The organism is Ruegeria atlantica (genome assembly GCF_013032505.1).
Taxonomy (GTDB): Bacteria; Pseudomonadota; Alphaproteobacteria; order Rhodobacterales; family Rhodobacteraceae; genus Ruegeria; species Ruegeria atlantica_F.
Window position 1 is genome coordinate 270,052 of the sequence record NZ_WQCG01000001.1, and the last position, 18,595, is coordinate 288,646.

Below are 18,595 nucleotides of genomic sequence, written 5' to 3' on the forward strand. Positions count from 1 at the left end.
GCGTTTTTTTGCACGCCCCGGTTCTTTTTGACTCCATCTCTGCCATCCCTACGGAGTTCTCATGGCGTTATCCTGGCTGTTGCTTATCCTGCTTGCGCTGGCAGTGATCGGATATTTCGCGGGTCGGTCCCGCGCACTGGCAAGTGCGGGTGGTGACGCCCGCGACTTGCATTCTTTGCCGTCTTACTATGGCTACAACGTCGCGCTGACGGCTTTGGTTCCGGCAATTGGCGTTCTGATCGTCTGGCTGCTTGCTCAGCCGATGATCGTGAACAGCACGGTGTCCGGCCTCATTCCCGATCAGGCAATTCCGGAAGGGTCGGATCGCAGCTTGACCATGAGCGAGGTGCGACGTGTCGCCTACGGTTTGGACGGCGCCGTCGCAGGCGGTGCGATAAGTGAAGTACAAGCGCAAGACAGCAATGCAGATATTGAAGCGCTAACTGAAACGCTGAAAGACGCCGGTCAGGTTCTGACGCAGGATATCACTCAACCCATTCTGATCGCGGCACAGAAATTCCGCAGCATGACATCGACTGGGACGATTGCGATGCAAGTCGTAGTTCTGGCGCTGGCTCTGCTCGGCGCAGCATTTGCCTATGTGCGGACGCACAAGGAATTCCGCGCCCGCAACGTAGTAGAGCAGGGGGTTCTTGCCCTGCTGTTGCTGGCTGCGTCGATCGCGATCCTGACGACTATTGGCATTGTCCTGTCGATGCTGTTTGAGACGATGAACTTCTTCCAATTGCATTCGTGGAAGGACTTCTTCTTCGGCAGCACATGGGCTCCGAACTTCCGCGGAGGCAGTGAACTGTCGATCCTGCCGCTGCTATGGGGGACACTGTATATCTCTCTGATCGCGCTTCTTGTGGCCGTGCCGATTGGCCTGTTCGCCGCGATCTACTTGTCAGAGTATGCCTCGGGCGCGACACGGTCCATTGCCAAACCTTTGCTTGAAATTCTCGCCGGTATTCCGACCATTGTTTACGGCCTGTTTGCCTTGCTGACTGTGGGGCCTGCGCTTGTGTCGATGTTTGGCAACGGTGGCGCGTTGGGAGTAGACTGGATGGCGAGTTCGAACGCGGTTCTGACCGCCGGGCTGGTTATGGGGATCATGCTGATCCCGTTTGTCTCATCTCTGTCGGATGACATCATCAACGCAGTACCTCAATCTATGCGGGATGGCTCGCTGGGCCTTGGCGCCACGCATTCGGAAACTGTGCGCAATGTGATCCTTCCGGCTGCGCTGCCAGGTATTGTAGGTGCGATCCTATTGGCCGCCAGCCGCGCCATCGGTGAAACGATGATCGTTGTGATGGCGGCGGGTGCAATCGCCAAATTCTCGGGCAATCCGTTCGAGGCGATGACCACCATCACCACACGGATCGTCAGCCAGCTGACCGGCGATACTGACTTTGCCAGCCCCGAAACTCTGGTGGCGTTTGCGCTGGGTCTGACCCTGTTCATCATCACGCTGGGGCTGAACATCTTCGCCCTCTACATCGTACGCAAATACCGGGAGCAGTACGAATGACCGATATTTCCCACACGCCTGACGCTGCTCCGACCGCACAGCCCAAAGGTGGTTCGCTGTTCGAAAAAGACGCACGCACAAAACGACGCAACGCAGCTGAGAGCCGTTTCAAAATGTACGGCATCGCGGCCATCGGTATCGGGTTGCTGATGCTGATCGTTCTGGTGACCAATATTGTCACAGCCGGAACCGGCGCCTTTCAGCAAAGCTTTCTTGAACTTGATGTCGATCTAAAGGCCGACAAACTGGACAAGAAAGGCAACCGCAATATCGAGGACATCAAGAAGGTTTCGACCTTCGGTTATGCACCACTGATCGCGTCTGCGCTGGAATCCGAAGTTGCAGAACTTGGTATTCAGACGGATTTGTCAGCTAAGGACATGGGCAAGATCCTGTCCAAGGCGGCTCAGGCAGAGCTGCGGAACTATGTGATTGCCAACCCCGACGAGATCGGCAAGACGGTCAGTTTCCGCTTTTTGGTCAACAGCCGTGTCGATGGCTACATGAAGGGTCGGGTAACCCGCGACTCGATCGCCAACGACAAGAGCATCTCGGTTGAGCAGCTGGATTTCGTAGACCAGCTGCGGGATGCCGGTGTTCTTTACAAGGCGTTTAACCCGGACTTCATTTTTGGTGCTGACGCCTCGGACCAACGACCCGAAGCTGCGGGGATCGGGGTGTCCATGCTGGGCTCGCTGTTCATGATGTTCGTGGTGCTAGCGCTGGCGCTGCCGATTGGCGTCGCCGCCTCGATTTATCTTGAGGAGTTCGCGCCGCAAAACAGGCTGACCGATATCATCGAAGTCAACATCTCGAACCTGGCCGCCGTTCCATCCATCGTGTTCGGTATTCTGGGCCTGGCCGTGTTTATCAACTACATGCACCTGCCGACGTCCGCTCCGCTGGTGGGCGGCCTGGTTCTGACGCTGATGACTTTGCCGACGATTATCATCTCGACCCGCGCATCGTTGAAGGCGGTTCCGCCGTCGATCCGTGATGCGGCGCTTGGGGTAGGGGCCTCGAAAATGCAGGCGGTGTTCCACCATGTCCTACCGCTGGCTGCGCCCGGTATTCTGACCGGGACCATCATTGGTCTGGCGCAGGCGCTTGGGGAAACCGCGCCGCTGCTGCTGATCGGCATGGTGGGCTTTATCGCCTCGAACCCGCCCGATGGCATTGTCGCGGGCTTCCTGTCACCGAACTCGGCCATGCCGGCGCAGATCTACGAATGGTCCAAACGCGCCGACCCGGCCTTTTATGAACGCGCATGGGGGGGCATCATCATCCTGTTGATCTTCCTCGTCACAATGAACACGATTGCGGTGCTTCTACGTCGCCGCTTTGAACGCCGCTGGTAAATGGGGGCTATTATGAATGACATGACACGAGTGGAGAGAACCGTGGACTCCAAAGCCATCAAGATCGCCGCGAACAACGTTCAGGTATATTACGGCGATACCCACGCCATCAAAGACGTGGATGTTCAGATCGAAGACAAGACCGTAACGGCCTTTATCGGTCCGTCGGGGTGTGGCAAGTCGACCTTCCTGCGCTGCCTAAACCGGATGAACGACACGATTGATATCTGCCGGGTCGAGGGCGATATCCTGCTGGATGGCGAGGACATCTATGACAAGCGCGTCGACCCTGTACAGTTACGCGCCAAGGTTGGAATGGTGTTCCAAAAACCGAACCCGTTTCCGAAGTCGATCTATGACAACGTGGCCTACGGTCCGCGCATCCACGGTCTTGCCAAGAATAAGGCGGAACTAGATGATATCGTGGAAAAATCCCTGCGTCGCGGTGCCATATGGGATGAGGTCAAGGACCGTCTGGACGCCCCAGGCACGGGGTTGTCGGGGGGCCAGCAGCAGCGTCTGTGCATCGCGCGGGCTATCGCAACCGAACCCGAGGTGTTGTTGATGGACGAGCCGTGCTCGGCGCTGGACCCGATTGCGACCGCGCAAGTCGAGGAACTGATTGACGAGTTGCGCTCCCGTTATTCAGTGGTGATCGTGACCCACTCGATGCAACAAGCCGCACGGGTCAGCCAGAAAACAGCGTTTTTCCATCTGGGCAACCTCGTGGAATTCGGAGAGACCGGCCAAATCTTTACCAACCCCGAAGATCCCCGCACGGAAAGCTACATCACCGGCCGTATCGGCTGAGGACAGGTATTTGAACATGACCGAACAACATATTGCATCTGCATTCGACCGCGACCTCGAAGCGGTTCAGGCCTACATCATGAAAATGGGCGGACTGGTCGAAGCAGCGATCATGAATGCTGCGCGTTCGCTTGAGACTCGCGATGTCGAACTTGCTCAGGAGGTGCGTCAGGGCGACAAGGCCATTGATGCGCTTGAGGACGTGATCAACGAAGAAACCGCGCGGTTGATCGCGCTGCGGGCACCAACAGCGGGCGACCTGCGTCTGGTTCTGTCTGTGTTGAAGGTTTCAGCCAACCTGGAACGCATTGGCGACTATTCGAAGAATATTGCCAAACGCACAACGGTTCTGGTCGACGCTGGCGAGATTAACGGCAGCGCCGCCGCCTTGCGCCGCATGGCGCGCGAGGTTGAGCGGATGCTGCGTGACGCACTGGACGCATATATCCAGCGCGACGCAGAACTCGCCACCGATGTTATTGAACGCGATGAGGAAGTTGACCAGATGTATAACGGTCTGTTCCGCGAGTTCCTAACCTTCATGGCCGAAGATCCACGCAACATCTCGTCCTGCATGCACCTGCATTTCATCGCCAAAAACATAGAACGGATGGGCGATCACGTCACCGCCATTGCAGAACAGGTTGTCTACCTCGTGACCGGAGAGCGACCGACGGAAGCACGCCCCAAAGCTGATATCACCTCGCAAACCGTCTAGGAGACAATGAATATGTCCGCTGATCAGCCCACGGTTCTGGTTGTTGAGGATGAGCCGGCTCAGCGCGAAGTGCTGGCCTACAATCTTGAAGCCGAAGGGTTTCGCGTATCCAAGGCGGCCAATGGTGACGAGGCGTTGCTATTGGTCGATGAAGACAGCCCCGATATCATTGTTTTGGACTGGATGATGCCCAATCTCAGCGGCATCGAAGTGTGCCGCCGCCTGAAGACACGTCCGGATACACGTGCAATACCGATCATCATGCTGTCCGCACGGTCCGAAGAGGTGGACAAGGTCCGCGGCCTGGAAACTGGTGCGGATGACTATGTGGTCAAACCGTATTCAGTTGTCGAACTCATGGCGCGCGTACGTACGCAACTGCGCCGGGTTCGCCCAGCAACGGTCGGTATCCGGCTGGAGTTCGATGATATCATTTTGGACTCCGAAACCCACAAGGTCAGCCGGGGCAGCAAGCCTTTGAAACTGGGCCCGACCGAATTTCGTTTGCTGAGCACGTTCATGGAGAAGCCCGGCCGTGTCTGGAGCCGTGAGCAGTTATTGGACCGGGTCTGGGGTCGTGACATTTACGTCGACACCAGAACGGTAGATGTTCATATCGGTCGCTTGCGCAAAGCGTTGACACAGCACGGTGGCAACGACCCGGTGCGCACTGTCCGCGGTGCAGGATACGCGCTGGGGTAAACTAAAGGGCAGGGCGGACAGCCCTGTTCTATGCGGTTTACTCATAGAACGATGCGAAACTGTGGCTGTTATTCGCATAAATCGCAGGGTATTTTGCCTTAAGTCTCATCAAGCGGAGAAGCAAAATGAACGCCCCGAACACCAAACCGACTTTGCGAGCCAAAGACGCACCTGATATGGGGACGTTCTCGTGGGATGATCCGTTTCGTTTGACGGATCAATTGACCGAAGACGAGCGTATGATCGCCGCCAGCGCACAGGCTTATTCTCAAGAGAAGCTTCAACCGCGGGTTCTGGAAGCCTTCCAAAGCGAAGAAACCGACCCGGAAATCTTCCGTGAAATGGGTGAGATGGGTCTTTTGGGCACGACGATCCCCGAAGAATATGGCGGCCTTGGCGGCGGATATGTGTCATACGGGCTGGTCGCGCGCGAGGTTGAGCGTGTGGATTCCGGTTACCGCTCGATGATGTCGGTGCAAAGTTCTTTGGTGATGTACCCGATCTATGCCTATGGAAGCGAAGAACAACGCCGGAAGTACCTTCCGAAACTGGCCAGCGGCGAATGGATCGGTTGCTTTGGCCTGACCGAGGCTGATGCGGGTTCGGATCCAGCCGGCATGAAAACCCGCGCTGAAAAGATCGATGGCGGCTATCGGTTGACCGGCAGCAAGATGTGGATCTCGAATTCGCCCATCGCGGACGTCTTTGTTGTATGGGCCAAGTCCGATGCACATGATGGCAAGATCCGTGGCTTTGTTTTGGACAAGGGCCTCAATGGTCTGAGCGCGCCAAAAATTCAAAACAAAATGAGCCTGCGGGCGTCTATCACAGGTGAAATTGTTCTGGATGGCGTCGAAGTGGACGAGGGCGCTTTGCTGCCCCATGTTCAAGGCTTGAAAGGTCCGTTTGGTTGCTTGAACCGTGCTCGTTATGGGATCAGTTGGGGTGTGATGGGAGCTGCTGAATGCTGCTGGCACGGCGCACGTCAGTACGGTCTGGACCGCAAACAGTTCAATAAGCCACTGGCGCAGACTCAACTGTTCCAACGTAAACTGGCCAATATGCAAACCGAAATCGCCCTCGGCCTGCAAGCGAGCCTGCGCGTCGGCCGTCTGATGGATCAAGCCGAAGCTGCGCCCGAGATGATTTCAATCGTAAAGCGCAACAACTGCGGCAAAGCGCTGGAGATTGCACGGATGGCCCGCGACATGCATGGGGGCAATGGCATCTCGCTGGAATTCCAGGTGATCCGTCATATGGTCAATCTGGAAACCGTGAATACCTATGAAGGCACACATGACGTTCATGCGCTGATCCTGGGGCGGGCACAGACTGGTCTACAAGCCTTCTACTAGGATACTCTGAACATCGCATAATTGGTATTATGTAAAAAATGCATTGCGCGATTGGGGCTTTCCTCTAATCGCCAATGCCTTACGATGTGTTTCTAAACGTGCGGTTTGGAGTCTCAGATGAATTTGAATGGCAAGACTGTGGTTGTCACCGGTGCGGCCAGCGGTATCGGTAAAGGTCTGGTGACCCGGTTTGCAAGCGAAGGTGCACAAGTCGTTGGCGCTGACATCGACACTGTCGCCATGACGTCCGTTGCAAATGACATCAACGGCCACGCGTTCACTTGCGATGTTTCGGACGAATCCAGCATCAAGGCACTTATCGATCATGTCGAAGATGAACTCGGCCCGATCGATCTGTTTTGTGCAAATGCCGGGATTCTGACACTTGGTGGCCTGGATACTCCGGATGCAGATTGGGACCGGATATGGAAAATCAATGTCATGTCGCATGTCTGGACAGCGCGGCATCTGGTGCCGCGTATGATCGCGCGCGGCGGCGGTTATATCATGACGACGGCCTCGGCTGCGGGTTTGCTGAACCAACCTGGCGCTGCACCATATGGTGTTTCTAAACACGCCGCTGTGGGATTCGCAGAATGGCTTTCGCTGACTTATGGCCACAAAGGCCTGCGTGTTTCCGTTTTGTGTCCGCAAGCAGTTCGGTCTGAAATGACCCGTGGTTTTGAGGATTCGGTGGCATCAATTGACGGTATGTTAGAGCCAGAAGACGTGGCTGACGCCTGTGTCAAAGCCATTGAAGCCGAACAATTTCTGGTGCTGCCGCATCCGAAGGTGCTGGATTACATTCGACACAAAACCAGTGACTATGATCGCTGGCTGGACGGAATGAACAAGTTAAATCAAAAATTTATCAAAGAGTATTAAGGTCTTTTTTGCGCTTTGCGCATCAGACCTTCCTGTGCGACCGAGGCAACCAAAGTTCCATCTTGGGCATAAATCGAGCCTCGGTTAAAGTTGCGCCCTCGCCCGCTCCATGGTGAATCCATGGAATACAAGTGCCAGTTTTCGAAATGAATTGGCGCATGGAACCACATCGCGTGATCCAAGCTAGCCGCATTGACCTCGCCGGTGAACCAGCTGAGACCGTGGGGTCGCATGCCTGATCCCATCAGGTACATGTCCGAGGCATAGGTCATCAACAATTGCTGTGTAACGGCATCGGCGCCGGCCGCACCGGGCATGCGGAACCAGACCTGATTGCGATCATCCGTCTTTTCAGGGTTAAACGGGTCCAGATGGCTGGCTTCTCGCACCTCGATGGGTCGCTCTCGTGTCAACTCTCCGCGCAGGTGTTTAGGCACCAGGTCAACATACTTTTGGCGCAGTTCTGTGCGCGACGGATAGCTTTCGGGCGCTTCCATCTGAGGCATCTCGTGATGATGATCCCATCCTTCATCCTGAATGTGGAACGATGCCGAAACGTTAAGTATTTGTTTTCCATGCTGGATCGCGACCACGCGGCGCGTTGTAAAAGAACCTCCATCTCGCGCCCTATCAACCTGATAAATAACGGGAATAGACGGATCACCGGGGCGAATAAAATACGCGTGCAGAGAATGGCACAGTCGTCCCTCGACAGTTCGACAAGCCGCCGCCAGCGCCTGCGATACAACTTGCCCACCGTAGATACGTGTCGGAGTTTCGCCACCTGACCCTGTGCCCCGAAACAAATCCACCTCTAGTCTTTCAAGGTCCAAAAGATTCAGAAGGACACGTTCTGCTTCGGTCATTGGCGACTCTCCGTTTGGGATTGAAAAAGGCGTATCAGTGCCACACGGGTCATTCAACCAAAGCACCCATCACCAGTGCTTTCAGTTCGGATCGGGATGGGTAAGAACTGGATGGAGACAATTGTGTAAAGAATACGGCTGACAAGTCGTTACAGCGATCTAACCAAAAGAACGTCGAAGCCATACCACCCCAACTGAAGTCCCCCACAGATCCTGGTGTCCGAGTTCTGCCGGGATTGATGATGACGGACCCGGCCAGACCAAATCCCATGCCTTCCATCGGTTGTTCGGCAAAGCTCTGCGGGCCCATCGAAGCAATATCGCCCGGTAAGTGGTTGTGCAGCATAAAGTCCACCGTCTTTGGTCCCAGCAGGCGGTGGCCGTTGCCCTGCCCCCTGTTCCGCATCATTTCGACGAATTTGGCGTAATCATCAATCGTGCTGACTAGACCACCACCGCCCGAAAACGTCGTTGCGTTTTCGAATGGAGAGGTGCCAGCCTCATCCGTCAATCGTAGAGGATTATCGCCGGTTTCCGCTGAATTCAGCGCCATCGCATCACCGGCCAATGGCGTATAGAGCGACGCAAACCGATCCCCTGCCCCTTTGGGAACGGAAAAGCCCGTCTCGGCCATTGCAAGCGGCTCAAGTATTTCTTCTGCGAAAAATTGATCCAGGGTTTTGCCAGAAACGACTTCGACTACGCGACCCAAAACGTCAGTGGAAACCGAGTATTCCCAACGGGTTCCGGGTTGGAACGCCAGCGGGAGTTCGGCCAATGCTTCAATCCTCGCTTTCAACGGCCCTTGATTTGGCCCGAATATCAGCTTCCGCTCCTCCATTGCGACCGGCAAAACACCGGGATTAAACGAATAACTGAAACCGCTTGTATGTGTCAGAAGCTGATGCAATGTCGGGGATGGGGCAACCTCGGTTTGATCCAGCCGCTCTGCACCTGGAACAAGAGCTTGGGTTGCGGAGAATTCCGGTAAGAATTCAGAGAGTTGCGCGTCGAGGTGAAACAGCCCGCGCTCTGCCAGCATCATCACCGCGACTGAGGTGGTAGGTTTTGTCATCGAATAGATGCGCACAAGCGTATCACGCTGGAACGGCAGATTCTTCTCGACGCTTCTGAGGCCACAGGTGTGAAAAAACGCCTCGGACCCGTGTTGGGTCAATAGCAATGAACTGCCCGCGTATTTGCGTTCATCGACATAACGCTGCATCCAGTCCCTTATGCGGTTCAGTCGGGCAGTATCTAGAGTCGTCTGGCTGCACATGGGATTTTGAACCTCCTCGATCGGTCTCGATAATCTTGACCGGTGACACACTGAATTAACAGAGGAATTCCAGATTTTTCGCACCGCGATCAACTGCTCGTGCGCGTCGGTCGTCACGCCTGTACACTGGGCACGTTACAGATTCGTCCGGTGGTTCAGAGTTCGTTTCAAAGATTCTCGTTTCGGAGTTAGACAATGACGCAGACCATAGATTTCATTTTCGATTTCTGCAGCCCTAACGCATTTTTGGCCCATAAGGTTTTGCCCGAATTGGCGGAACGGCACGGTATGCAAGTGAGCCATGTTCCTGTGCTGCTGCCCACGATATTCAAGGCGACGCATAATCAAAATCCGTTCGAGGCGTTCTCGGAAAACCGCCAGAAGTCAGCCTATCTGACCCATGACCTTCATCGATTTGCCCGCAGACGCAGTATTAACTTTCATATGAGCCCACATTTCCCGGTGAACACTAAATTCGCCATGCGAGGTGCTGTGTTCGCCTCGGGAAAATCGTGGGAAGCCAAATATATAAGCGCAATTTTTGATGCGATTTGGGTACACGGTCAAAAGGTCGATGAACTGGGTGTGCTGATGGATATTCTGCAGGAAAACAGTCTTCCTACACGAAAGATCCGCGAGGCCATGACGGGTGCCGAGGTGAAACAGCAGCTGAAGGAACAATCCAAAGCAGCCGTAAAGCGTGGCGCGTTTGGGGTGCCCACGATGTTCGTGGGCCCCGAGATGTTTTTTGGCAAGAACAGCCTAGGCAATATGGAGCTAGAGCTTTCTAAGTCGACCGTCTGACAGGAGACTTACGATTCAAGCGCCGCAAGACCGTGCTTAGCGAATAACGGAACATAAGCCCCGAATACCTGCGCGCGTTTAGGGTCAGAGGCGTTACCATCCAATGCGCGCTTGTAAACACCCTGTAGAATTCCAGCCATTCGGAAGAAATTGAACGCCAGATAAAACCCGAAGTTTTCGATGTTGGGGAGACCACGGCGTTGGCAATACTGCCCGATAAACTCTTGATCTGATGGAATTCCCAGTGCCCGGCGGTTGATGCCAGCCAGACCGCGCCCCTCTTTACCAGGCGGCAATTGCCACTGCATGATAACAGCGGCCAAATCTGCGTTTGGGTGTCCGATCGTCGATAGTTCCCAATCCAGGACACCGATACAGCGCGATCCGTTATGCTCGAACATCAGATTGTCGATGCGATAGTCGCCATGTACCAGAGTTCGCTGACCATCATCGTCTGGAACAGATGACTCGAGCGCGGAAATAAGGGTATCCATCTCAGGGACCGTCGATGTCTCGGACGCGCGGTATTGCTTGGTCCATCGGGCAATTTGGCGCTCAAAATAATTGCCCGGAGGGCCATAGTCTGACAGTCCCACTGCGTCGATGTCGATCTCATGCAACTCAGCCAACACGCGGTTCATTTCGTCGAAGACACCAGTACGGGTGGCGTTGTCGCTTTCGTCCATCGTGGGTTCAAGGAACACCCGTCCCTGTAGGCGTTCCATGATATAGAACGCTGACCCGATGACGGCATCATCCTCACACAACAGCATCATCTGGGGGACTGGAACCGCGCTGTCCGTCAGCGCTCGCTGTACGCGAAATTCCCGTTCTACAGCGTGGGCTGATTTCAGCAACACGCCCGGCGGTTTTCGGCGTAGCACGTAAGACTTGGACGGCGTGCGCAGTTCGAACGTTGGGTTGGATTGCCCTATGTCGAACTTCGTCGCCTCTAACGGGCCCTGATAGCCATCTAGATTTGCGCTCAGGTACGTATTTAGAGACGTCAGATCGAGTTGTGATTTCGATTTCATTTCAAACAACTATGTCCTGTACTTTATAGCGCCGCTTCAAAGAGGTTGCCGGCTGTAACCACGTTTAGGCCTCCGGATACCGGGATCACAGCACCGGTCACGTAGCTGCCGCCACGCCCGCACAGGAACAGCATACACCCGGCGATATCCTCGTCGCGACCAACACGGCCCAGCGGGACAGTCTTGCCAACTTTTTCGCGCGTTCCCTCATCCGCCGTAGCAAATGCTGTCATACGCGACACAAACGGCCCAGGCGCAAGCGCGTTGACGGTGACGTGGTATGGCGACAATTCCTTGGCCAGAATTTTCGTCAGGTGCAGCACTGCAGCTTTGGACGCGGAATAGCTGTATGCGCCGTCACCCATCGGCACTTCACCCATAACCGATCCAACATTGATGACGCGCGACGGATCTTCAGGTGTTCCGGATTTTATCAGCATCGGCAACAAGCGTTGTGTCAGTTCAAACAGACCTGCAACATTGACAGAGTTAACCTTTTCCCACGCATGATGGGGAAACTGCCCGAGCGGTGAACCCCACGAGATGCCTGCATTATTCATAAGGATATCAAGGGTCTCTGTACGGTTTTTGACCTCACTCAACATGGCCTGAACACCTTCCTCGGTCCCGACATCGCCACTGAAACCTTCCGCGCTGCCCGGCGCATCCAGTGCATTCAGCTCGGCTGCGACGGCCTCACAGGCGTCACCCTTACGCGATGCAATCAGCACCCGTGCCCCTGCCCTTACCAGCGCTTCCGCTGCCATCCGGCCGATACCGGTTGCACCGCCCGTTACCAGCGCGGATTTTCCCTGCAGAGAAAATAATGTTTCAGGGGTCATGGTCTGCTCCTCGGTTTTGATTGCTGGCACAAGTTGCGGTTGCCGGCGAAACTTGCACCCAGCGGAATTCTTGACAACATCCAACGCTGCGCCAAAGTTCCTCCCAACCGAATAACAAGGACAACACAGCTATTATGCAAGCGTTACTCAGCGTCGCTCCGGGCGGACCGGAAACATTGGAGCTTACCACCCTGCCCGACCCAGTGCCCGGCAAGGGTGAATTGCTTGTGCGGGTCAAAGCCGCCGGGGTTAATTTTCCCGATACGTTGATGATCCAGGACCTGTATCAGATCAAGCCACCCAGACCGTTCGCTCCGGGCGGGGAAATCGCGGGCGAAGTTTTGGGAATTGGCGAAGGTGTCACCGGGTTCGAGGTTGGCGACCGGGTTCTGGCATTGACCGGATATGGCGGATTTGCCACCCAATTGACTGTCAAAGCCGCCGTAGCGGTCAAATTCCCGGACACGATGCCCTTTGATGACGCCGCGTGTTTCATATTCACCTACGGTACGTCCTACCACGCTCTGAAAGATCGCGCTGCTTTGCAACCTGGCGAAACACTATTGGTGTTGGGAGCGGCCGGTGGCGTCGGAAGCGCTGCTATTGAGTTGGGCAAAACAATGGGAGCCCGCGTCATCGCGGCGGTATCCTCATCAGAAAAAGCGGATTTTTGCCGTCAAATCGGGGCGGATGAGGCTATTGTGTACTCCCGTCAGATGGATCGCGACGCTCAAAAGGCTTTTTCAAAAGAAATCAAGTCCGTAGCAGGTGCGAATGGCGTAGATGTCGTCTATGACGCCGTGGGTGGGGAATACGCCGAACCTGCGCTGCGCAGCATGGCGTGGAATGGCAGGTTTCTTGTTGTCGGGTTTCCAGCTGGTATTCCCAAGATTCCACTCAATCTACCATTGTTGAAAGGCTGCCAGGTCGTTGGCGTGTTTTGGGGGGCTTCGGTCTATCGTGATCCCAAAGGCCATACCGAAAATGTTAGCGAATTATTCGACTTATACGCAAAATCTCAGATAAAGCCGCAAATCAGTGCGCGGTATTCTTTGGAGGATGCCCGCGAGGCCCTAGTCTTACTGAAGGGCCGTTCGGTTCTTGGTAAGGTTGTGGTCACGATGCCTGAAACCTGACTGCTCACCAATGCACAGTTCAAGATGTGATGGTATGTGAGACACGCTACTCGCCTGATGAGTGCGCGGGTTGGTGGACATCCATACCTATTCAAGTTTATCAACCAGTAATGGGACGGAGAACGAATGCATAAAGTTCTGATTTTGAACGGTCCGAACCTGAACTTGCTGGGCACACGACAACCCGAGGTTTATGGCCGTACAACACTGAAAATGGTTGAAGAAACCTGTGTAAAACACGGCGCGTCAATCGAGTTGGAGGTATCGCACCAGCAATCCAACCACGAAGGCGTGTTGATTGACGCGATCCACGCAGCCAAAGGCACGCAAGACGGGATCGTGCTGAACGCCGGAGCGTATACTCACACATCCATCGCTTTGATGGACGCGATTTCCTCGGTCGAATTGCCGGTTGTCGAGGTCCATCTGTCGAACATACACGCGCGCGAACCATTTCGGCACAAGTCCTATGTGGCCTCCGTTGCGGTGGGTCAGATTTGCGGTTTTGGCCTTCTAGGCTATGTGATGGCGTTGGACGCGTTGTCGGCGCATTTGAAAAATGAGGGGGCTGCATGAAGCTGGGCGAATACCTAAATTTCCTCAGCTACGTCAAAACTCTGGAAGAGCTTTGGGACGCTCACTGCCGCCAGATGGCCGAGTTTGGTTTTGACCGCCTTCTGTACGGCTACACACGCTATAGGACCGAGACGTCTTTGGGTGACCCCGAAGATTTCACCATCCTGACAAACCACGGCAAAGAATACATTGACGGGTTCGTGCGGGACGGGCTGTACTTTCATGCGCCCATGCTGAAATGGGCTCTGCATAACGAAGGCGCGGCCAGTTGGAAACTGATCCAGGATATGAACTCCGATGGCACGATGACCGCCGAAGAGCGTCAGGTATATGAGTTCAATCGATCAAAGGGTGTTGTGGCTGGATACACCGTAAGTTTCACCTCGGTTTCGATGCGGTCCAAAGGCGCGATCTCTCTTTCGGCGGGTGGGGCCGTGGGTCAGGATGAGGTCGACGAAATCTGGGCGGAGCATGGCGATGACATTCTGTTGATGAACAATGTCGCGCATCTGAAGATTCTCACCCTGCCCTACAACACCCCTAATCGTGCACTGACCAAGCGTCAGCGCGAGGCGTTGGAATGGGTTGGCGACGGCAAAACGACACAGGACATTGCGCTTTTGATGGGGCTGACGTCAGCAACCGTTGAGAAGCATTTGAGGCTCGCTCGTGAGTCTCTGTCAGTTGAGACAACAGCACAAGCAGTACTCAAGGCATCCTTGCAAAATCAGATGTTCATCATGGAAGCATGATGTGTCTGAATTGACGCTAAATTGCGTCAATTTACGTAGGGTAAGGAAATCATGACTTCCCGAATCTGAGCCCTAGTTGCACAGTGATATCGTTCCGTGAGTGGTGGCTTTAGCCTGGGAACGTTTTGATCGGATCTTTGCAATACCAAAGCTCTCCGGTCGCTCTGACGTAAAGGCGTCTATTTGTACGCGTCTCTTAGTCGGAATTTTGGGGGGCCTCGACCATCCCCATCTGCGGGGCCCCTCAATCCTTCCTTTTTTGTATGAGATTCAGTTCATGCGCTGATTGGCGCAAAAAAACCGACTACCAAAATGGTAGCCGGTTTCTATCTTGTTCAGGGTGAGGCCCATCTAAGGACCTCTGCCAGACTTAGCCTTGTGCGGCTTTGGCAACTTCGGCTGCGAAGTCTTCTTTTTCGACCACGATGCCTTCGCCAACTTCAAGACGAATGAAGCCGGTGATGGTTGCGCCCGCTTCTTTGGCCGCTGCTTCAACGGTCAGGTCAGGGTTCACAACAAAAGACTGGTTCAACAGGGTCGCTTCAGCCACGAATTTCTTCATACGGCCTTCGATCATCTTTTCGATCACCTGCTCCGGCTTGCCGGATTCGCGGGCGATGTCCATCTGAACCTGCTTTTCTTTCTCGACAACAGCCGGATCCATGTCGGCCTCAGACAAAGCCGCTGGGTTCACAGCTGCGATATGCATCGCAACCTGCTTGCCAATCGCTTCGTCACCACCGGACAATGCAACCAGAACACCGATTTTGCCCATGCCGTTGGTAGCCGCGTTGTGGACGTAGGACACAACAGTGTCGCCCGACAGTTTGGCCATGCGACGCACCGACATGTTTTCGCCAATGGTGGCGATCTTGTCGGTCAGAGTGTCTGCAACGCTTTTACCGCCCAGATCAGCTGCTAGCAAAGCTTCGACATTGTCGACGCCCTCGGCGGCGTAGGCAATCTTGCCAACCATTTCTTGGAAGTCAGCGTTTTTCGCGACGAAGTCAGTTTCCGAGTTCACTTCAACAGCAACACCGTTGCCGCCGTTGACGTGTACTGCAACCAGACCTTCAGCTGCGGTACGGCCGGATTTCTTAGCCGCCTTCGCCAGACCTTTGGTACGCAGCCAGTCAACGGCTTCGTCCATGTTGCCGCCGGTTTCGGTCAGCGCTTTTTTTGCGTCCATCATGCCTGCGCCGGTCGAGTCGCGCAGTTCTTTAACCATTGCTGCTGTGATTGCCATCTTTTGGCTCTCCTCAATTCAAACGGAATTGGGGCAGGTCTACCCTGCCCCATATGTCAATAACGTGACGGGCAGCTTACGCTTCGGCTTTGGCTTCCGGCGCGGCTTCTTCAGCAACAGGTGCCTCTTCCGCAACGACTTCTTCAACCGGTGCTTCTTCGAATGCACCCAGGTCAACACCTGCGGCACCCATCTGAGCGGTCATGCCGTCCAGAGCTGCACGAGCAACCAGATCACAGTACAGAGCGATTGCGCGCGCTGCGTCGTCGTTGCCGGGGATGATGTAGTCAACGCCGTCGGGCGAGCAGTTGGTGTCGACAACAGCCACAACCGGGATACCCAGTTTGTTGGCTTCGGCGATGGCCAGTGCTTCTTTCTTAACGTCGATGACGAACAGCAGATCAGGAACGCCGCCCATCTCGCGGATACCGCCCAGCGATGCCTGCAGTTTGCCCTGGTCACGTTCCATGCCCAGACGCTCTTTCTTGGTCAGGCCTTCGGCGCCAGATTCCATTGCTTCGTCGATCTGGTTCAAACGGTTGATCGACTGGGAAACGGTTTTCCAGTTGGTCAACGTGCCACCCAGCCAGCGGTGGTTCATGTAGTACTGAGCCGACTTTTCAGCAGCTTCTGCGATCGGCTGAGCTGCCTGACGCTTGGTGCCAACGAACAGAACGCGGCCACCTTTTGCAACGGTGTCACGAACGGCCTGCAGAGCTTGGTCCAGCATCGGAACTGTCTGGGTCAGGTCCATGATGTGGATACCATTGCGCGAGCCGTAGATGAACGGGCCCATGCGGGGATTCCAACGCTGTGTCTGGTGACCAAAGTGAACGCCAGCTTCCAGCAGCTGACGCATGGTGAACTCGGGAAGAGCCATGCTATTTTCCTTTTCCGGTTTACGCCTCGGCGGGGGTGAAAGAAGCGGATGCTCCAACCGGCGGGCCAGATAGGGATGTCTCCCCTACAAAGCCCAAACCCCGCCTGCGGGTTTGAATGGCGCGCGTATACGGCAGGTTTTGATGCAGTGCAAGGGCATTTCGCCCTTATTTTTCAAGCCGTGCCAATGCATGTGCGTGACGCACCGCCTCTTCGCAATGCGCTGCCAGTGCCTTGCGGTCAGCAAAGTCGCTGACCTTCGCTGGTGTATGGTAGATCAACTCGACCGATCCCTGTCGACGCGCACCCAGGGTCTTAAGCAGATGTGGGGCGAAATCCATGTCGCCCCACCAGCCATAAAACCTGTCCGGCTGTCCGGCAGGCGCGTGAAAGATCACCGAGACCGGTTGAACGTACATGAACTCCTGCAGCTCTTCTGAAAAGAACGCGGCAAAAAGCGTTGTTTTGAATGGCAAAACACGAAGTCCGTCGGTCGAAGTGCCTTCCGGAAAGAACAACAGCTTATGCCCGACTTTCAGCCGCTCTTCAAAGATCTGCGTCTGTTCGCGGGCTTTCTTTCGGTCACGTTCGATGAACACCGTACCCGTTGCACGGGCCAACCAACCAATACCTGGCCATTTAGCCACCTCGGCCTTGGACACGAAGTACACCCGCTTTCGGGCGTTCAGCGCAAAGATATCCAGCCATGAGGTATGGTTTGCGACCACCGCGCCGCGTTCGCGCATCAATTCGCCAGAACAGCAAAAACCGATGCCAAGAAGACGGAGCGCGCTGCGGCAGACAAACTGCACTATGAACGGGGTGATCGGCCGACGCAGCCCGAACATCGGGCGTTCAATCAGGCGAACTGTCAACAAGACAAGCAGTCCGCCAAAGACCAAAATTGCCACTGGGAGCCCGCGTAGGATCACCAGCATCCAGCCTAGGACACCCAATTCGATTGGATCCGGCGCGTCGTCGCTATTCCAAAGAGCGTCATTCACCGGATCAGGCTCCGCCATAGATACGCCGCTGGCGTTCGTTCATCCGTTCCGTGTCCAGAACCAGGCAAACATCGGTCGTGTTGAACGCATGGTCGATAAACGCCCCCTCACCCACAAAACCGCCCAGCCGCAGATAGGCTTTGATCAGTGAGGGAACCTGCACCATAGCCGCACGGCGATCCAACGCCTCAGGTGCGACCAGATCCATACTTTGAAAGACAGCCGGTTGTGCCCGAACCCGCAAGTCCGGCGGCGCCAAATGATTGTGGTGCAACATCGATAATGGCTGCGCTAGTTCCTGAACATCGATACCGTGAAAACTGGCGACGCCAAACAGAACTTCGATCTCGCGTTCGTTCACATATCCGGCCAATCCGTTCCACAGATGATACATCGCCGTCCCACCGCGGTAATCGGGGTGAAGGCAGGACCGTCCAAGCTCCAATAGCTTGCGACCGCTTTGTTTCAAAACGGTCAGGTCGTATTCATCCTCGGAATAAAACTGCCCAAGTTCCGCTGCACGTTCACCGGGTAACAGTCTGTAAACACCCACAACTTCGCCGGTCGCGTCATCATAGGCCAACATGTGGTCAAAGAAAGGATCAAAGCGATCTTGCTCCAATCCTGCCTCGTGGTCCACCATCTCGCCACCGCCGCCCAATTCACGGACAAACACGTCATAACGCAGCCGCTGAGCAGCGCGCAACTCGGCCTCGGAGTCGGCGAGTTTTACAGTGAAAGAAGGGCCTGAATCCGGCATCGGGGTTTCCGCTTTTGTTTGCGCGCTGATACCCCAGTTATCAGTCGAATGGCAA

Annotated in this window: 19 protein-coding genes; 11 read left to right on the forward strand and 8 right to left on the reverse strand. The window is 55.1% G+C overall.

The window, feature by feature from the left end; translation table 11 throughout:
* Positions 1 to 61: 61 nt before the first annotated feature.
* The 7 genes from pstC to GOW92_RS01360 all read left to right on the forward strand — a co-directional run bounded on the left by pstC (position 62) and on the right by GOW92_RS01360 (position 7,362).
* Complete coding sequence (gene pstC, locus GOW92_RS01330; RefSeq protein WP_170557307.1) at positions 62 to 1,534, forward strand: phosphate ABC transporter permease subunit PstC; 1,473 nt, start codon at positions 62 to 64, stop codon at positions 1,532 to 1,534.
* Positions 1,531 to 2,892, forward strand: coding sequence for a phosphate ABC transporter permease PstA (gene pstA / locus GOW92_RS01335; RefSeq protein WP_170557309.1), 1,362 nt, complete (start codon positions 1,531 to 1,533; stop codon positions 2,890 to 2,892). The genes pstC and pstA overlap by 4 nt, the downstream gene beginning before the upstream one ends.
* 12 nt (positions 2,893 to 2,904) lie before the next feature.
* Entirely contained in the window at positions 2,905 to 3,702 is a 798-nt protein-coding gene (gene pstB / locus GOW92_RS01340) for a phosphate ABC transporter ATP-binding protein PstB (RefSeq protein WP_170557311.1), read from the forward strand.
* 16 nt (positions 3,703 to 3,718) lie between these two features.
* Positions 3,719 to 4,420, forward strand: a complete 702-nt coding sequence (phoU, locus tag GOW92_RS01345; RefSeq protein WP_170557313.1) for a phosphate signaling complex protein PhoU — start codon at positions 3,719 to 3,721, stop codon at positions 4,418 to 4,420.
* 12 nt (positions 4,421 to 4,432) lie between these two features.
* The gene (phoB, locus tag GOW92_RS01350; protein ID WP_170557315.1) at positions 4,433 to 5,122 is read left to right on the forward strand and encodes a phosphate regulon transcriptional regulator PhoB; all 690 of its coding nucleotides are present in this window, start codon (positions 4,433 to 4,435) and stop codon (positions 5,120 to 5,122) included.
* Between the two features lie 125 nt (positions 5,123 to 5,247).
* Complete coding sequence (locus GOW92_RS01355) at positions 5,248 to 6,477, forward strand: acyl-CoA dehydrogenase (RefSeq protein WP_170557317.1); 1,230 nt, start codon at positions 5,248 to 5,250, stop codon at positions 6,475 to 6,477.
* A 117-nt stretch (positions 6,478 to 6,594) separates the two neighbouring features.
* Positions 6,595 to 7,362, forward strand: coding sequence for an SDR family oxidoreductase (locus GOW92_RS01360; protein ID WP_170557319.1), 768 nt, complete (start codon positions 6,595 to 6,597; stop codon positions 7,360 to 7,362).
* Here the strand turns inward: GOW92_RS01360 and GOW92_RS01365 are convergent.
* Positions 7,359 to 8,228 carry an acyl-CoA thioesterase gene (locus GOW92_RS01365; RefSeq protein WP_170557321.1) on the reverse strand — a complete coding sequence of 290 codons (870 nt, stop codon included), beginning with the start codon at positions 8,226 to 8,228 and terminating at the stop codon, positions 7,359 to 7,361. The two genes, GOW92_RS01360 and GOW92_RS01365, sit on opposite strands and share 4 nt — an antisense overlap.
* Positions 8,229 to 8,277: 49 nt before the next feature.
* The gene (locus GOW92_RS01370; protein ID WP_170557323.1) at positions 8,278 to 9,507 is read right to left on the reverse strand and encodes a serine hydrolase domain-containing protein; all 1,230 of its coding nucleotides are present in this window, start codon (positions 9,505 to 9,507) and stop codon (positions 8,278 to 8,280) included.
* 195 nt (positions 9,508 to 9,702) lie between these two features.
* Here GOW92_RS01370 and GOW92_RS01375 point away from each other — a divergent pair, with 195 nt between their 5' ends.
* The gene (locus tag GOW92_RS01375; RefSeq protein ID WP_170557324.1) at positions 9,703 to 10,311 is read left to right on the forward strand and encodes a 2-hydroxychromene-2-carboxylate isomerase; all 609 of its coding nucleotides are present in this window, start codon (positions 9,703 to 9,705) and stop codon (positions 10,309 to 10,311) included.
* Positions 10,312 to 10,319: 8 nt separating this feature from the next.
* Here GOW92_RS01375 and GOW92_RS01380 read toward each other — a convergent pair whose 3' ends face one another.
* Both GOW92_RS01380 and GOW92_RS01385 read right to left on the reverse strand, forming a co-directional pair.
* Complete coding sequence (locus GOW92_RS01380; protein ID WP_170557325.1) at positions 10,320 to 11,345, reverse strand: phosphotransferase family protein; 1,026 nt, start codon at positions 11,343 to 11,345, stop codon at positions 10,320 to 10,322.
* A 23-nt stretch (positions 11,346 to 11,368) separates the two neighbouring features.
* The gene (locus GOW92_RS01385) at positions 11,369 to 12,187 is read right to left on the reverse strand and encodes an SDR family oxidoreductase (RefSeq protein ID WP_170557326.1); all 819 of its coding nucleotides are present in this window, start codon (positions 12,185 to 12,187) and stop codon (positions 11,369 to 11,371) included.
* A gap of 134 nt (positions 12,188 to 12,321) precedes the next feature.
* Here GOW92_RS01385 and GOW92_RS01390 point away from each other — a divergent pair, with 134 nt between their 5' ends.
* The 3 genes from GOW92_RS01390 to GOW92_RS01400 all read left to right on the forward strand — a co-directional run bounded on the left by GOW92_RS01390 (position 12,322) and on the right by GOW92_RS01400 (position 14,651).
* Entirely contained in the window at positions 12,322 to 13,323 is a 1,002-nt protein-coding gene (locus tag GOW92_RS01390; RefSeq protein ID WP_170557327.1) for an NADPH:quinone oxidoreductase family protein, read from the forward strand.
* 126 nt (positions 13,324 to 13,449) lie between these two features.
* A complete protein-coding gene (aroQ, locus tag GOW92_RS01395; RefSeq protein ID WP_170557328.1) occupies positions 13,450 to 13,899 on the forward strand; it encodes a type II 3-dehydroquinate dehydratase in 450 nt (149 codons plus the stop codon).
* Entirely contained in the window at positions 13,896 to 14,651 is a 756-nt protein-coding gene (locus tag GOW92_RS01400) for a LuxR family transcriptional regulator (RefSeq protein ID WP_170557329.1), read from the forward strand. Before aroQ ends, GOW92_RS01400 begins: the two co-directional genes overlap by 4 nt.
* Before the next feature lie 370 nt (positions 14,652 to 15,021).
* On the opposite strand, the gene tsf is transcribed toward GOW92_RS01400, so the two are convergent.
* From tsf to GOW92_RS01420, 4 genes are all read right to left on the reverse strand, one after another.
* Positions 15,022 to 15,897, reverse strand: a complete 876-nt coding sequence (tsf, locus tag GOW92_RS01405) for a translation elongation factor Ts (RefSeq protein ID WP_170557331.1) — start codon at positions 15,895 to 15,897, stop codon at positions 15,022 to 15,024.
* Between the two features lie 76 nt (positions 15,898 to 15,973).
* Positions 15,974 to 16,777: a 30S ribosomal protein S2 gene (rpsB, locus tag GOW92_RS01410; protein WP_170413159.1), complete on the reverse strand. Its 804-nt coding sequence runs from the start codon at positions 16,775 to 16,777 to the stop codon at positions 15,974 to 15,976.
* A 166-nt stretch (positions 16,778 to 16,943) separates the two neighbouring features.
* The gene (locus tag GOW92_RS01415; protein ID WP_170557333.1) at positions 16,944 to 17,798 is read right to left on the reverse strand and encodes a lysophospholipid acyltransferase family protein; all 855 of its coding nucleotides are present in this window, start codon (positions 17,796 to 17,798) and stop codon (positions 16,944 to 16,946) included.
* The gene (locus tag GOW92_RS01420) at positions 17,785 to 18,540 is read right to left on the reverse strand and encodes a GNAT family N-acetyltransferase (protein ID WP_170557335.1); all 756 of its coding nucleotides are present in this window, start codon (positions 18,538 to 18,540) and stop codon (positions 17,785 to 17,787) included. Before GOW92_RS01420 ends, GOW92_RS01415 begins: the two co-directional genes overlap by 14 nt.
* Positions 18,541 to 18,595 lie beyond the last annotated feature (55 nt).